The sequence below is a fragment of the Peptoniphilus sp. DNF00840 genome (assembly GCF_001553125.1).
Classification (GTDB): Bacteria; Bacillota; Clostridia; order Tissierellales; family Peptoniphilaceae; genus Peptoniphilus_A; species Peptoniphilus_A vaginalis.
The window spans coordinates 80101-95390 of the sequence record NZ_KQ960238.1; the positions used below are offsets into that span (position 1 = coordinate 80101).

A 15290-nucleotide genomic window follows, 5' to 3' on the forward strand; every position below is an offset into this window, starting at 1 on the left:
GCAATTACAAAAATACATCCTATAAAATCAACTCAAAATTTGGAAATAGGTTACATTACTAAGAGTGAAAAAGCTGAAAAAAAACTTAGTATTCTCATATATAATTTATGAATACAAAAAAAGAATACCCTATATAAGAGTATTCTTGACAGGTAATAATATGCTGACTTTTGCGCCTATTTTATCAGTCCTATTTTCTAAAACAAGACTTCCTCCATGCATATTAATAATTTGTTCAGAAACAAATAAACCAATACCATAGTTCTCTTTTGAATGCCTACTTTTGTCTCCTTGGTAGAATTGATCTGTTGCATATAATAGGTCTTCACCTGTAAATCCATGCCCTTGGTCTACTATTGATATTTGAAGCTCATCAGCTTTGGAAGATATAAGTAACTCAATGGTTGAGTTTTTAGGACTGTGTTCCTCAGCATTGCTAAGAATATTAAGAAAGGCTCGTTCAAAATTTTTCAAATCTATTATTAAAACACCATTCTCATAGTTAATATCTTCTAAAAGATTTAACTTATAAGTCGATGTGAATTCTTTAGCTAGTTTTTCAATGTTTTCTACAAATTCTTTTGCTCTAATTTGAGAAAAGTTTAATTCATTTGCTTGGTTAGATCTATTAACAAGCATTAAGGTTTCAATATATTTACCAATACGGTTTGTGTTTTTTCTAATATAATTGAGATAGCTTTCCTGATCTTCTGTTAGATTTGTTTCTCCCAATAACTCTGAATTTCCCTTTATAATTGAAAGAGGAGTCTTTATATCATGGCTTAATGCTGAAATCTGATTTCTTTTTTTCTCTTCCTCTCTCCAGTTTGTCCTTAAAGATTCACTTAATCCTATTTTCATTTTTTCTAAACTATCTAATATGGCATTAAATTCCTGGATATTTGACTTTTTAACTTGGAAGTCTAAGTTTTGTTTCCCGATTTCTTCCGAAGCTTCTAGCAAAGGATTTAATTCTTTTGATATTTTCTTTGCCCAAATTAATGTGGTGGTTACAATACTAATAAGGCAAAATATTATCAGTAAAATTAGCAATAAAATATTTATTTGTGGTAGATTTTTTTGCATCCAAGGACTTTTATAATAAGGTTTTAGGTTATAAGCTACAAGTACATATCCATCTGATCTTTGTATTTCCATAAAAGATAAATTGGCATTAGAGTAACCAGAACCCTTATGATAGCTAAAGGCTATATCTTGGATATCCTTATTCATATTTGTTTCTACAACTTTTTCGTTTTTTGATAAAAATAGATAAGATGTATTATTTGGTAGCAATGATTTATCGAAATTTTTTGAAGTGGCAATATCTATCCTTTTTTCAAGAATTAAACTCTCAGTATGGTTTGCAGGAAATATCCACTTAAATTGATAAGACGCGGATATAAAAGCTAGGATTAATAAAATGGAGATTGCTAGTCCTAGCCCAATACTTAATAAGTATTTAAAAAGTATATGTTTAAGAGATTGATCTTTTGATTTTAATTCCATTTATATCCGATCCCCCATACTGTTTCAATTGGATTTTCATCATATTTTTGAAATTTTGCCCTAATATTTTTAATATGCTCTGATATTGCAGATGAATCTCCTATACCATCAAATCCAAAGATAAGCTCATATATTTGCTCTCTTGAAAATACTTGTCCTTTTCTTTTTGCTAGTAATTCTGAAATTTGATACTCAGATTTTGTTAAATGAACTTTTTCATCTCCTACAAAGACTTCATTGGAAGATAAATCAAAACGAATCTCGCCGAGATTTAGACTAGTGTGTCGTTCTCTTTTTTCTCGTCTTAAATGTGCCTCTATACGAGCTAGGAGTTCTGCTGCACCGAATGGTTTTGTGATGTAATCATCTCCTCCAATTAATAAGCCTTCAACTATATCTTCTTCCATAGTTTTTGCCGTTAAAAAAAGAATAGGGCAGTCTACTTTAGTTCGAATATTCTTACAGAAACTAATTCCGTCAATACCTGGCATCATAACATCAAGTAGTATCAAATCATATTTACTAAGCTTACTATTATCAATGTCTAAAGGATTTTGATATACATCGACTTGATGGTTGTTCTTTTTCAAAATGTTTTTTATTAGATCAAGCATATCTAGCTCGTCATCAACTGCAAGAATTAAAGACATTTTATCACCTCCTAATTTTAATTTAAAACTTTTATTCACTAACAGATTTCCCATCCCACTTATTAAACCAAATAATTGAGGAAATAAATAGGATTAAGATAACAAAAAAGGCTACAAAACTCCAAATTCTCAACTCTTTATAAAAATAGGAAGGATCCGAAACTTTGCTCATAGTAATATACATAGCTGGAAGTCTAGATGACCACGTACAAGGAATAAAATACCAAATACTATCACCAATGACAGTCATTGAAAGTAAAGCAATCATTGTTTCTAGAAAACCCAATCCTATAGATGCACCACTACTTAATTCAATTGATACCCAAAGATTAATCATGTATAGAGAAAAGCTGCTAATAAGAATTAAGAAAAATTCAATAAGCCAATCTGAGATATTTTGATATCCTGTTAATATTGCAAAAATTATAATAGCTGAAGATATCGAAACAACAAATCCCAATTCTAATACAAGGAGTTTTCCTAGATAAGCCTTAGTTCTAGATTTTGTAGTAGATAAGAGCACTTGAAATTTCCCAGCACCCATTTCCATATCAACAACTTTTGAACTTATAAAACTGCATATTAGTGGGATTACTGCTCCTAAAAGTACAAAATAAGTTTGTACTATATCACTTTCTTCAAAATTTTCTAGTCCAGTGGTTTTTGATGCCAGATAAAATAATAAAGAATAGGCTATAGGTAAAACTATGTGAATCCAAGGAAGCCATGTGCCCTTGATTTTATATATTTCGGATTTTATTATCTTTATCATTATTTTACCTCTTGATTTGAAAACCATTTTGCACTTATAATTGTCAGTAATATAAATAGACATATAGATAAAATACAAGGAATAAGTACCGATGTGTTTGATATCATTGGATTTGATGATTCTATTAAAACACCACTTGGTAGAATATGCATAACAGGAATCATTAATCTAATTCCCCAAGAATATGGACAATAAATCCAAAAAGCACTGTCAGATATCAAGATTCCTAAGGCTAAACCTAATACTGCATTTATTGTAATACTTGCTATAAAGCCAATTTTTTTTGCTAAGAAAAAGCATAGAGGGACTTGCCAAATATTAGTTATTATTAGTAAGGAACTAGCAAATAGCAAGGTTGTAAATGTATAGTTTGGACTTAATTGCCCTCCAATTAAAAATTGAAAAATATATACCCCTAGCATATGAACTATAGTGGTAATACTCATATAAATTAATGCTGTAATTATTTTTGAAACCCATAACTTTTCAAGGTTAATATTTAGAGGAAAAACTGCTCTGTAGTTTAATTTTCTACTTTCTTTTCTATCCATCATTGCTGGGATTAAGGCAAAAGTTGCAGGCATTATTATGACGTACCACCAGTTATAGGAATTAGTAGTGAAATAACTTGGCATAAGAAATAATGACAATAAGATTAAAGTTATTGGCATAATTACTAATAATTTCTTCAAGAAAGTGCCCTTATGTTTTAAATTTTCTGCAAGAATATAATTTATCATTTGTTACATCCCCATTCCACTTTTTATAACATCCATAAAAAGTTCTTCTAAATTATCATTATGGTTAATGATGTTTTGATATTGCAATTTTCCATTATTAATAATCCCAATATGATCAGCAGTTTGTTCAACTTCTGCTAAAATATGACTAGACAAAATAACGGTTATTCCTTTTTCTGGGAAAGATCTTATTAAATCACGCAATTCCTGAATTCCTAGAGGATCAAGTCCGTTTGTTGGTTCATCTAAAATCAAAAGCTTAGGATTATTTAATAAGGCAATGGCTATACCTAGCCTTTGTTTCATCCCTAAAGAAAATTGACCACTTTTCTTTTTGCCAGTATCTTTTAAACTAACTATTTCCAAAACTTCATCAATCCTAGAATCTGGTAACCCTAGTAAGAGTGTCCTTACTTTTAAATTTTCCCTAGCTGATAAGTTCTCATACAAGGCAGGCATCTCTATCAAGGCACCAATATCCGATAAATCCTCACGACTCCACTCATGACCTTCAAAAAAGATTTGACCAGATGTTTTATGAATCATTCCAGTAATCATCTTCAATGTAGTCGATTTACCAGCTCCGTTAGGTCCTAGCAAGCCATAGATAGAATTCTCTTTTATTTTTAAAGAAATATTATCTACTGCTTTTTGCTTGCCAAAGCTTTTAGTAAGATTTTTTGTTTCTAATATCAATTTGTCCATATAAATGAACCTCCTCTTCATTTTATAAACTTAGTATAAAATACAAATTTAAGGATTCCATAAGGGAGATAAGATTTTCTAAAAATTTAATAGAATGTTTTTATCTTAAAAATAAACAAAATATCCGGTACTGGGACTGGGACGGGACAAAAAAATTGAAAACGTCCTATAAGTATGTGGATTTAGTGGTACTAGAAAAAAATAGAATCTAGTATTTTGAACTGTTTGGGATATATCGGACATTTGGAAAAGAAGAATGGGAATAAAATTAATATAGACTACAAGACATTAGTAGGTGCTTTTTCTATACTTAAATGTAATGAGTTTCAGGGTTAAGAGACATATTTTAATTGTATCGAAGACGGTTGGAAACTAGACATAGATTTAGGCTTTTAGGCTAGGTCAGGAAGCATACGGTGGCCTGACCATTTTTTATGTTATAATACAAGTAATAAAGATTAAGCCAGAATAAGGAGGGAGTGTATTGTCAAAAATTAAGAAAGAGCAAATTTCTGCTAAGGGATTTTCAATTAAAGTTTATACTGAAGATTTTAAAAATGATTATATAAGCTTAACGGATATTGCAAAATATAAAAATTCAGATAATCCAAGATTTGTTATTCAAAACTGGATGAGAAATAGAAATACTCTCGAATTTATAGGCTTATGGGAAGTTTTAAATAATCCAAATTTTAACCGTGTGTAATTCAACACGTTTAGAAATGAGGCAGGGTTGAATAGATTCACTATGAAACAACAAAAATGGATTGATTCCACAAATGCTATTGGAATAATTTCAAAATCGGGAAGATATGGTGGAACCTATGCACATTATGATCTTGCAATGGAATTTGCTTCATGGATTTCACCAGAATTTAAGCTTTATATTATTCAATACTATTAGAGACTTAAGTCAGACGAAAATTCAAGATTGCCACTGGGGTGGAATCTTAATCGAGAAATTTCCAAGATTAACTATAAAATTCATACAGATGCAATTAAAGAATATCTCTTAAAAGATTTTACATACGAGCAGTTATTCTATAAATACGCAAATGAAGCAGATATGCTAAATGTAGCTTTATTTAATAAAACTGCTAAAGAGTAGCGTGAAGAAAATCAGGATTTAAAAGGTAATATGAGAGACTATGCAAGTTTAAATGAGTTATTGGTGCTTGCAAATATGGAAAGCTATAATGCGGTTCTTATCGGGAAAGGTATGGATCAAAAAGAAAGAATGATAGAGCTAAGAAATCTTGCTAGAACTCAGCTGATGTCAATTGAAAAATTGAACAATACAAGTCTTAAGAGTTTGGAAGAAAAATCGAAGAAGTAGGAAGAAAATTTATTCCTAGAAACATATTTTACAAGGAGAATTTATATGAATAAATATGAGTTATTAATTAATACTTTAAATGCACTGAGAAAGGAGGCTCCTAAATCTTATAAAAGTTATTATCCAGATATCAATGATATTAACAAAGTGAATGCTGCAAATTCTAGAGCTTATATTCATTTGCTTCTTAAAGCTAAATTTAATTTGCTAACATTTGAAGAAAGAGAAAAATTTATAAGTGACGGTCCACAAGATGGTGGTATAGATGCTTATTATATTGATTATGAGAAAAAAGAAATATATTTTATTCAATCAAAATTTAGAACTAATGATGAGAATTTTAAAACAAAGTTTATATCTTTAGACGAGATAAATAAGATGGATATAGATAGGATAAGCAAAGGAGAAAAAGCGGACAAAAACGGCAAAGATTACAATGGAAAAATAAAAGGGTTAATACGTGAATTGTCAGAAATAGAGCAAATTAGTAGATATAATTTTTACGTAATAATTTTAGCTAATGTAGATAAAGGGTTGGCTGCTGCAATGGAGAAATTATTAGAATTACCTTTTGAAATTTATAACTATGAGAAGGCATATGAAGAATTAGTGTTTCCAATTGTGAGGGGAACGGTGCATCAGGCAACAGACATATCTGTAAACTTAAATTTAGGTTCAAAAAATAATTATACGATGGATTATTTAGTAAAAGAAGGCGAATTTACAACATCTGTACAGTTATTTTTCGTTCCAATAGCTGAAATTGCAAAATTAATGAGTAATTATAAGAATTCAATTTTAAAATATAATCCAAGAAGTTATTTGGGAGCATCAAATAATGAAGTAAATGCATCGATAAAAGATTCTGTTATAAATCGCTCAGATAATGTATTTGCATTATTTAATAATGGACTTACTATACTTTCTGATAAAACATCATTTACTTCAAGGACTGGAAGAGATGGAATGGGAGAATTAGGATTATTAAATCCCCAAATCATAAATGGAGGTCAAACCGCTTATACCTTAGCAACTATTTTTGAGGATGAAAATATAGATAATAGCGTATTTGATAATAAAGAAGTTTTAGTTAAAGTTATTACGTTTGATGAAGAAATGAAAGAAGAAGAGAATAAACAAAAATTAATAGATGATCTTTCATTAACAACAAATAATCAAAGTAAGGTTACTGTAGCTGATAGAAAATCAAATACGGAAGTTCAAATAGATTTTCAAAATTATTTGTTTAGTAATTATGGCTATTTTTATCACAAAAAGACAGGTGAATTTTCTGAAGGCTTAGAAAAAGGTTATATAACTAAGGATCAAATTATTGAAAGAGATACGATAATAAGAATTGTATATGCAATAAATGGGAAGCCTAATGTAGCGAGAAGAAGTTCAGAAGATACACTATATACTATGAGCGATTATGATAGGTTCTTTAATAAAAATCTTGGTTCTGAAAAATATGATAGAATTTACTATTCGTATTTAGTGTATAAGTATCTATGTAAGAGAGAAAAAGAAATAGTTGATAAAACCGTTTATGGAGAGGGATTAAGATATGGGAAATATGCAATAATAAATGTCATTTCTAAATTTTTAACAGATGAATATTTTGATAGAACTGAAGATTCATTAAAGTTGATCGCAGATGAAATCTTATATCAATGGAAAGAATTTGAACGTATGCAATCAAATAAAAAATCTAATATTAATTATTTCTATGAAAAAGAAGAAATTCTCAAGCAGGAGAATAAAAATGGTAAAGAAAAAATGGAAGATCTAATTATTACTACACGAGTTGAAGATTTTGATAATTATTATAAAGGCTCAACAATTAATAATGATTTAAATGATTACGAATTTAAAATAACTAAGAACGAAGAAACACAATCATGACTTATCTTCCGGTACTTGGACTTGGACGGGACTAAAAATCTGAAAACGTCCTATAATTAGGTGGATTTAGTGATACAATAAAAAATAGAATCTAGTATTTTGAATAGTTTGGGATATATTTGTACGTATGGAAAAGAAGAATGGGAATAAAAATTGATAGAAACTTACAAGACCTTAGTTACGACTAGGGTCTTTTTTACTTACATAATTTTAGCTTTATTCTTTATAATGTTATAATAGGTATGTATTAAAATTATTTTAATTTGATAAATTATTTTCTTAATGAGTTAATGAAATTTTATGGAGGATAAAATGAAATTAATCAGTTTGTTTTCAGGAGCTGGTGGTTTAGATTTAGGCTTTCAAAAAGCAGGATTTGAAATAGTAGCAGCTAATGAATTTGATAAAACTATATGGGAAACTTATGAAAAAAATCACAAATCAAAACTAATTAAGGGCGATATTTGCGAAATTCCTTCTGATATGTTCCCTAACTGTGACGGTATAATAGGGGGTCCACCTTGTCAATCTTGGAGTGAAGCTGGTGCTTTAAAAGGAATCGACGATCCAAGGGGACAACTATTCTATGAGTACATAAGAATACTAAAAGATAAAAAACCTAAGTTTTTTCTAGCTGAAAATGTAAAGGGTATGATGGCAAAAAGGCATACAGATGCAGTAGAAAACATAGTATATCAATTTGAAGATGCTGGCTATGATGTCTTTATTCACTTGTTAAATGCAAGTGATTATGGAGTTCCACAAGATAGAAAAAGAGTGTTTTATGTTGGCTTTAGAAAGGACTTAAAAATTGATTTTAGTGTTCCACCAGAAAAATATAAAAATAAGATCACTCTCAAAGACTCTATCTATGATTTAAAAGATAATGCAATACCTGCTTTAGAAAAAAATAAAACTAATGGAAATAATTGTAATTTTTTAAATCACGAATATTTTATTGGAACTTTCTCCCCTATGTTTATGAGTAGAAATAGAGTAAGAGGCTGGGATGATCAGGCTTTTACTGTGCAAGCTTCAGGAAGGCAATGTCAATTACATCCTCAAGCTCCTAAGATGATTAAGGTCGAGAAAAACAAGCAAATATTTAAACCTGGTTTTGAAGATTTATACAGACGTTTATCTGTTAGAGAATGTGCTAGAGTTCAAGGTTTCCCAGATGACTTTAAGTTTTATTACAATAACTTAAACGATGCATATAAAATGATAGGTAATGCTGTCCCAGTAAATTTAGCTTATGAGATGGCAAAGTCCATAAAGAATGCTTTAAATAAAGCTAATAATAGTAGTATTTTGAAACAATTTCAAACAGTTTAAAGGTGGTACTATGAGTAATAAAAGTAATAATCAAGGAAGAGCTTATGAATTTGCTTATTTAAATACTTTGCACGAAGAAATCTCTAAATATAGACCAGCAAATATTGAAAAAAACTCTAGCTACGAGGCTGCGAAAAAAGCATGGAATACTTTAGAAGACTCTGAGAAGTATGTTTATAAAGCTAGTGCTTTAGCTGGAACTAATACAATTTTAGACCTTGAACCATTAATTTTAGAAGAAAATGGTGACGATCTAGAATTAAAGATTCAATCTGATAACGAAGGAAAGCAAGGTGATGTAAGAGATGTTTTGATCATCCGAAAGGGAATAGAGTGGGAAATTGGACTCAGTGTAAAGCATAATCATTTTGCCGTTAAGCATAGCAGATTGTCAAAAACTTTAGATTTTGGAGAAAAATGGTATGGAATTAAATGTTCTAATAATTATTGGCAAGAGATAAAGCCTATTTTTGATTATTTAGATATTGAAAAATCTAGAGGATCTAATTGGCGAGACCTCCCAAATAAGGAAGATGATGTTTATCTTCCTCTACTAAGAGCTTTTAAGAATGAAATTGATAAACAGAATATTCTTCATTCAGAAGACATACCACAATTAATGGTTGAACATCTCTTAGGAGAATTTGATTTTTACAAAGTTATAGGAATTGATAACAAGCAAATAACTCAAGTCCAAAGTTTTAATTTAAGAGGAACCCTTAATAAAGATGGTATTAGCAAAAAAAGAAATACAAAGTTACCAATAGCAAAATTACCTTCAAGAATTGTTAGTTTAGAGTTTAAACCAGGAAGTAAGAATACTCTTGAGCTTTATCTTGATAGGGGTTGGCAATTTAGTTTTAGAATACATAGTGCCTCTACTAAAGTAGAACCTAGTCTTAAGTTTGATATTCAAATTATAGGTATGCCAACAACAATTATTTCTATAGATTGTAAGTGGGGATAATGTGGTTAGGTGTTTACTTGTATTTTTCAAAGATCCTACTTGATAGGGTCTTTTATTTTGTTTTTGCAAAGTTTTTATAAATCATAGGCCGAGGCTTCGGTCTTTTTTTATTTTACTTACATTTTTTATTTTACTTATATATTTTTATTTCTATCTATCCTATTGTATTTTATTCTTATTAGATATATATTTGACCTATCTAGGAGGTATTATGAAATATTTTTGGTCTTATGACATAGATGATGCATTGAAGGAATTAAATTCTAGCCGTGATGGTTTAACTAGTCAAGAGGCTGCTGATAGGATTGAGTCTTCTGGTAAAAATGTTTTTGATGAGAAGAAGGCTTCTTCTAACTTTATAATATTTTTATCTCAATTCAAAAGCCCTATTACTTTGATTCTTATCTTCGCTGCTATCTTGTCTATTTTTTTAAAGGATTATTCTGATGGTATCATTATTTTAATTATTATTTTGATTTCTTCTCTCTTGAGTTATCTTCATGAGAGCAAGGCAAAGGACGCTGTGAAGAAACTTCTTTCTTCTGTCAGTGTTACCTCTTCTGTTTTAAGAGATGGCAGTTTTAAAGAGTTAGACAATGCTGACTTAACTCTTGGTGACATTATTAAGGTGAAAACTGGTGATATGATTCCTGCTGATTGTTTGCTTATTGAAGGCAACTCTCTTACTACTGATGAGTCAAGCTTAACTGGTGAGACCTTCCCTGTTGAGAAGTCTTGCGGAAAGCTACCTGCCAGCACAGGTCTCTCTGCGAGGAAAAATTCTCTTTGGATGGGGACTCACCTTATTAGTGGGTCTGGCAAGGCTCTTATTGTAAACTTAGCAAGGAACACTGAGTTTGGAAAAATTACAAATTCTCTTAGTAAAAGGGATTCGGATACAGACTTCGAAAGGGGCATTAAAAATTTTGGCAATTTAATCTTGCACGTTACTACCCTCTTAATTGGTTTGATTTTCTTGTTTAATATTGTTTTAAATAAGTCTTTTTTGGAATCTTTTATGTTTGCCCTTGCCCTATCTGTTGGTCTAACTCCGCAAATGTTGCCGGCTATTATTAGCGTTAACTTGTCACAGGGTGCCAAGAGGATGTCTGAGCAAGGTGTTATTGTTAAAAAGTTAAATTCTATTGAAAACTTTGGTTCAATGACAGTTATGTGTTCTGACAAAACAGGAACTATTACTCAGGGCAAGGTTAAGCTCCACTCTAGCCTCAATTTTGCTGGAGAAAATTCTCATGATTTAAAAAAATTTGCAGCTATTAATTCATACTTTCAAGAGGGCTATGCCAATCCAATTGATGAAGCTATCTTAAGTGACAAGTCACAAGATTTTTCTGGCTACAAAAAACTTTTTGAAATCCCCTACTCTTTTGAAAATAAACTCTTAAGTGTCGTTGTGAAAACTAATGATGATTTTTCAAATAAGAATTTAATGGTCACTAAGGGGGCTTTTGATAGCATCTTAAAGATTTGCAAAACTTACGAAGGAAGTGATGGCAGTCTTGGATCAATTGATGCTATCATCCCAAGCTTAAAAAATTCTTTTAATAAATATTCAAGTCAAGGCTATAGGGTCTTAGGTCTTTCCTACAAATTTTTAGATGATTCTTGCGACCTTGAAAAAGAAGCGGCCCAAGATATGATCTTCAAGGGTTTCTTGCTCTTCATTGACCCCTTAAAGGAAGATATAAGGGATGTTGTTAGCCAAATGAATAAGCTTGGTGTTGCCTTAAAGATGATTACTGGAGATAACCAAGAGATTGCAAAAAATATTGGCAGTCAAATTGGACTTAATCCCGAAAAAATTTTGCTTGGCGAAGATTTAAGTTCTTACTCCCTAAGTCAACTTAATAAAAAAGTTTTAGATATTGATATATTTGCTGAAATAAGTCCTAACCAAAAGGAAAAAATAATCAGGGCTTATAAGGAAGCTGGTGAAATTGTTGGCTATATGGGAGATGGCATCAATGATGCTCCTGCCATCAAAGTTGCTGACGTGGGCATTTCTGTTGACACAGCTGCCGACACAGCAAAGAATGCTGCTTCAATTGTTCTTTTGCAAAACAGTCTTGCTGTCCTCTTGTCTGGCATTAAGGAAGGAAGAAGGACCTTCATCAACACCTTGAAGTATATCTTTGTTGCTACAAGTGCCAACTTTGGAAATATGTTTTCTATGGCAGGTGCAAGTCTATTCTTGAAGTTTTTGCCCCTCTTGCCCAAGCAAATCCTTCTTACAAACTTGTTAACTGACTTCCCTTCCTTGCAAATTGCATCGGACTCTGTTGATGAGGATTGGTTGAAGAATCCTGTTAAGTGGGATATGAAATTCATTAAGAGGTTTATGATTATCTTTGGAATAATATCCTCCCTATTTGACTATGTGACCTTCTTTGTTTTAATTTATATTTTCAAGGCAAGGGAAAGTTACTTCCAAACAGGTTGGATGTTAGAATCTGTTATCTCAGCTATGGTTGTTATGTTAATAGTCAGGACTGCAAGACCAATTTTTAAAAGCAAACCTTCCAAAAAGTTAATCCTTGCTATTGTATGTGTCAGCATCCTCTTGGTTGGAATAATTTACAGTCCAATTAACTCCTACCTTGGTTTAGTTGACCTTCCTATTAAGGCCCTACTTTCTATGTTTTTAATCTCCTTTGTCTATGCCTTGATAGCAGAAGCATTGAAAAAAGAATTTTATAAACGCAACTCCTTCTCACGAAAATAAATTTAATAGCTTACGAATATTTAGGTCGAGTTCACTCGGCCTTTTTTCTTTTTCAAATTTTAAATTTTTGTTCTCTCTGTCCTCTTGTTAAATTTTTTGTGTTATCCTTCTTTTCCCTACCTTACTAAGTCCCTTCTAATTGACAACTGGGCTAAATAATTGTATAATCGAAAAAATTACTTTTAACATTTTTACTTATATTTATGAGATTGTTTTGTAAGTTTAGTTTTTTAATTTTTTATTACTAAGTAGTTTTGATTGATTAAATAATTCTTATTCACTTGGCAATTTTTATTGTGTTAAAAGTTTTTATTAATTTTACAAAAAGGAGAAAAAGATGAAAGTCGCAAAATTTGGTGGCAGTTCACTTGCCGATGCTCGTCAACTGAAAAAAGTTAAGGATATTGTACTAGAGGACGAAGCAAGAAAGTACATAGTCGTTTCTGCGCCTGGAAAAGGAGTTAACAACAACCACAAGGTCACTGACCTTCTAGCAATGTGCCACGAACTAAGTGCCCACGAATTAAATTTTAATGAAGTTTACAAGATCATCGAGAATGTTTATAAAAATATTGTTGATGATCTTGTTTTGGATATAGACATTGATAAGATTCTTGCTGAGGTCAAGGATGAAATCACAAATGGAGCAAGTTACGACTTCGTAATAAGCCGTGGCGAGTTCATAAGTGCACAAGTCCTTGCAGCCTATCTTGGCTTTGACTTTGTGGATGCAAGAAATATGATTGCCTTCACTAACGGGGTCTTGGATCTTCCAAAGTCTGAGGACAACATTAGAAGAATTCTCACTCAATATGAAAGAGCTGTTGTGCCTGGCTTCTATGGAGAAAAGGAAGATGGCAAGGTCAAAACTTTTTCTCGTGGTGGGTCTGATGTTACAGGTTCTGTCATCGCCTCTGCCCTTGATGCAGAGATGTATGAGAACTTCACTGATGTTTCTGGCTTCTTAGTTGCAGACCCAAAAATCGTCAAGAACCCATCCCCTATTGGTTCAATTACTTATAAGGAGTTGAGGGAGCTTTCCTATATGGGAGCCAAGGTTCTTCACGAAGAGGCCATCTTTCCACTTAGGGACAAGAACATTCCTATCAATATAAAAAATACTAATGCCCCAAATGATGAAGGAACTTTGATCCTTTCTAAATGCGACATAAAAAACAAAAATATTTTAACTGGTATCTCAGGCAAAAAAGATTTCACTGTAATAAATCTTGAAAAGATAAATATGAATAGCGAGAAGGACTTTTTCAGAAAGCTAACTACAGTTTTCGAGTCCAATGACATTTCCATTGAACACATGCCTTCAAGCATTGACTCAGTTTCTGTCCTTGTGGCAGATTCCTTTATCACACCAAAGCTAAACAAGGTTCTTGAAGAGCTAAAGATTTATTTAAACGTGGATAATATTTCTTGGGAAAGGGACATCTCCCTCATCGCCGTTGTTGGTCGTGGTATGATAAATGAAAAGGGTGTGTCTTCTAGGACTTTCACTGCCCTTGCCAGAGAAGGAATTAATATTAAGATGATTAGCCAGGGTTCCAGCGAAATCAATATTATTATTGGTGTTGAAACTCGAGATTTTGAAAAAGCAATTCGCGCAATCTATAAAGAATTTTATAAGGAGGACTAAAGATGAAGGTTAATGTAGCAGTTGTAGGTGCAACTGGACTTGTTGGAAGTATGATGTTAAAGGTTTTAAGTGAAGAAAATTTCCCAATAGACAATTTATACTTGTTTAGCTCCAAGAAATCAGCTGGCAAAAAAATTGAATATTGTGGCAAGGAATACACTGTTGAGGAGTTAAAGGAAGATTCCTTTGAAGGAAGGGACATCAAGATTGCCCTCTTCTCTGCTGGTGGTGCTGTCAGTGAAAAGTTCGCTCCTATTGCAGCTAAGGCTGGAGTAATTGTTGTTGACAACTCATCTGCCTTTAGGATGAACCCAGAAGTTCCCCTAGTTGTTCCAGAAATTAATCCTGAAGATATTAAAATGAACAAGGGAATTATTGCAAACCCAAATTGTTCTACTATCCAATCTGTACTTCCACTTAAACCAATTCACGACAAGTACAAGATTAAGAGGGTAATTTATTCAACTTACCAATCTGTTTCTGGCTCTGGTATAAGGGGAATTTCTGACTTGGAAGAAGGCACTCAGCTTGCCTACAAGTATCCAATCAAGAACAACTGCATCCCACAAATTGATGTATTCTTAGACAATGGTTACTCCAAGGAAGAAATGAAGATGATTAACGAAACTAAAAAAATTCTTCACGACGACTCTATCCTTGTTACTGCAACAACAGTTCGTGTGCCTGTTAAGTTCTCCCACTCAATTTCCATTAACGTTGAAGTGGAAAAGCCTTTTGAAGTGGATGATGTGAAAAAAATCATCGCCGACTACCCTGGCATGGTCCTTAAAGATGATCTTGCCAATGAAGTTTATCCAATGCCCCTAATGGCAGCCGACAAGAATGAAGTTTTTGTTGGCAGAATTAGACGTGACTTCACTGTGGAAAATGGTCTAAACCTATGGTCTTGCGCCGACAACATTAGGAAGGGAGCTGCAACTAACGCAGTGCAAATTGCGGAAAAAGTCTTGGAGGTTTAA

11 protein-coding genes and 1 pseudogene are annotated in these 15290 nt (G+C 31.9%); 7 read left to right on the plus strand and 5 right to left on the minus strand.

Translation table 11 applies throughout. The annotated features are described in order from the left end of the window. Window positions 1–129: 129 nt before the first annotated feature. Genes HMPREF1864_RS06825 through HMPREF1864_RS06845 form a run of 5 tightly spaced genes read right to left on the minus strand, consistent with a single transcriptional unit; the run spans window position 130 to window position 4376 of the window. Window positions 130–1509 carry a sensor histidine kinase gene (locus HMPREF1864_RS06825; RefSeq protein ID WP_062572064.1) on the minus strand — a complete coding sequence of 460 codons (1380 nt, stop codon included), beginning with the start codon at window positions 1507–1509 and terminating at the stop codon, window positions 130–132. Continuing rightward, window positions 1500–2159, minus strand: a complete 660-nt coding sequence (locus HMPREF1864_RS06830; RefSeq protein ID WP_062572065.1) for a response regulator transcription factor — start codon at window positions 2157–2159, stop codon at window positions 1500–1502. The genes HMPREF1864_RS06825 and HMPREF1864_RS06830 overlap by 10 nt, the downstream gene beginning before the upstream one ends. Window positions 2160–2190: 31 nt before the next feature. Continuing rightward, on the minus strand, window positions 2191–2931 hold the full coding sequence (locus tag HMPREF1864_RS06835; protein WP_062572066.1) for a lantibiotic immunity ABC transporter MutG family permease subunit: 741 nt from the start codon (window positions 2929–2931) through the stop codon (window positions 2191–2193). Beyond that, window positions 2931–3671 (minus strand): lantibiotic immunity ABC transporter MutE/EpiE family permease subunit, encoded by a 741-nt coding sequence (locus tag HMPREF1864_RS06840; RefSeq protein ID WP_062572067.1) that lies wholly within the window; start codon window positions 3669–3671, stop codon window positions 2931–2933. The genes HMPREF1864_RS06835 and HMPREF1864_RS06840 overlap by 1 nt, the downstream gene beginning before the upstream one ends. A 3-nt stretch (window positions 3672–3674) precedes the next feature. Next, on the minus strand, window positions 3675–4376 hold the full coding sequence (locus HMPREF1864_RS06845; protein ID WP_062572068.1) for a lantibiotic protection ABC transporter ATP-binding protein: 702 nt from the start codon (window positions 4374–4376) through the stop codon (window positions 3675–3677). Between the two features lie 484 nt (window positions 4377–4860). On the opposite strand from HMPREF1864_RS06845, the pseudogene HMPREF1864_RS08630 reads away from it, so the two are divergent. The 7 genes and pseudogenes from HMPREF1864_RS08630 to HMPREF1864_RS06880 all read left to right on the plus strand — a co-directional run bounded on the left by HMPREF1864_RS08630 (window position 4861) and on the right by HMPREF1864_RS06880 (window position 15290). Then, a pseudogene (locus HMPREF1864_RS08630) lies at window positions 4861–5712 on the plus strand (KilA-N domain-containing protein). 45 nt (window positions 5713–5757) lie between these two features. Beyond that, a complete protein-coding gene (locus HMPREF1864_RS06855) occupies window positions 5758–7617 on the plus strand; it encodes an AIPR family protein (protein ID WP_062572069.1) in 1860 nt (619 codons plus the stop codon). A gap of 312 nt (window positions 7618–7929) precedes the next feature. Further along, a complete protein-coding gene (locus tag HMPREF1864_RS06860) occupies window positions 7930–8952 on the plus strand; it encodes a DNA cytosine methyltransferase (protein ID WP_062572070.1) in 1023 nt (340 codons plus the stop codon). A 10-nt stretch (window positions 8953–8962) separates the two neighbouring features. Beyond that, a complete protein-coding gene (locus HMPREF1864_RS06865; RefSeq protein WP_062572071.1) occupies window positions 8963–9919 on the plus strand; it encodes a HaeIII family restriction endonuclease in 957 nt (318 codons plus the stop codon). Window positions 9920–10130: 211 nt separating this feature from the next. Continuing rightward, window positions 10131–12662, plus strand: coding sequence for a magnesium-translocating P-type ATPase (gene mgtA, locus HMPREF1864_RS06870; protein ID WP_062572072.1), 2532 nt, complete (start codon window positions 10131–10133; stop codon window positions 12660–12662). Window positions 12663–12999: 337 nt separating this feature from the next. Next, window positions 13000–14310: an aspartate kinase gene (locus HMPREF1864_RS06875; protein ID WP_062572073.1), complete on the plus strand. Its 1311-nt coding sequence runs from the start codon at window positions 13000–13002 to the stop codon at window positions 14308–14310. A 2-nt stretch (window positions 14311–14312) separates the two neighbouring features. Further along, window positions 14313–15290, plus strand: coding sequence for an aspartate-semialdehyde dehydrogenase (locus HMPREF1864_RS06880; protein WP_062572074.1), 978 nt, complete (start codon window positions 14313–14315; stop codon window positions 15288–15290).

Excerpts from the sequence above, each read along its gene's own strand:
- HMPREF1864_RS06825 (WP_062572064.1), bottom strand. The coding sequence starts at position 1,509 with ATGGAATTAAAATCAAAAGATCAATCTCTTAAACATATACTTTTTAAA.
- HMPREF1864_RS06830 (WP_062572065.1), bottom strand. The coding sequence starts at position 2,159 with ATGTCTTTAATTCTTGCAGTTGATGACGAGCTAGATATGCTTGATCTA.
- HMPREF1864_RS06835 (WP_062572066.1), bottom strand. The coding sequence starts at position 2,931 with ATGATAAAGATAATAAAATCCGAAATATATAAAATCAAGGGCACATGG.
- HMPREF1864_RS06840 (WP_062572067.1), bottom strand. The coding sequence starts at position 3,671 with ATGATAAATTATATTCTTGCAGAAAATTTAAAACATAAGGGCACTTTC.
- HMPREF1864_RS06845 (WP_062572068.1), bottom strand. The coding sequence starts at position 4,376 with ATGGACAAATTGATATTAGAAACAAAAAATCTTACTAAAAGCTTTGGC.
- HMPREF1864_RS06855 (WP_062572069.1), top strand. The coding sequence starts at position 5,758 with ATGAATAAATATGAGTTATTAATTAATACTTTAAATGCACTGAGAAAG.
- HMPREF1864_RS06860 (WP_062572070.1), top strand. The coding sequence starts at position 7,930 with ATGAAATTAATCAGTTTGTTTTCAGGAGCTGGTGGTTTAGATTTAGGC.
- HMPREF1864_RS06865 (WP_062572071.1), top strand. The coding sequence starts at position 8,963 with ATGAGTAATAAAAGTAATAATCAAGGAAGAGCTTATGAATTTGCTTAT.
- mgtA (WP_062572072.1), top strand. The coding sequence starts at position 10,131 with ATGAAATATTTTTGGTCTTATGACATAGATGATGCATTGAAGGAATTA.
- HMPREF1864_RS06875 (WP_062572073.1), top strand. The coding sequence starts at position 13,000 with ATGAAAGTCGCAAAATTTGGTGGCAGTTCACTTGCCGATGCTCGTCAA.
- HMPREF1864_RS06880 (WP_062572074.1), top strand. The coding sequence starts at position 14,313 with ATGAAGGTTAATGTAGCAGTTGTAGGTGCAACTGGACTTGTTGGAAGT.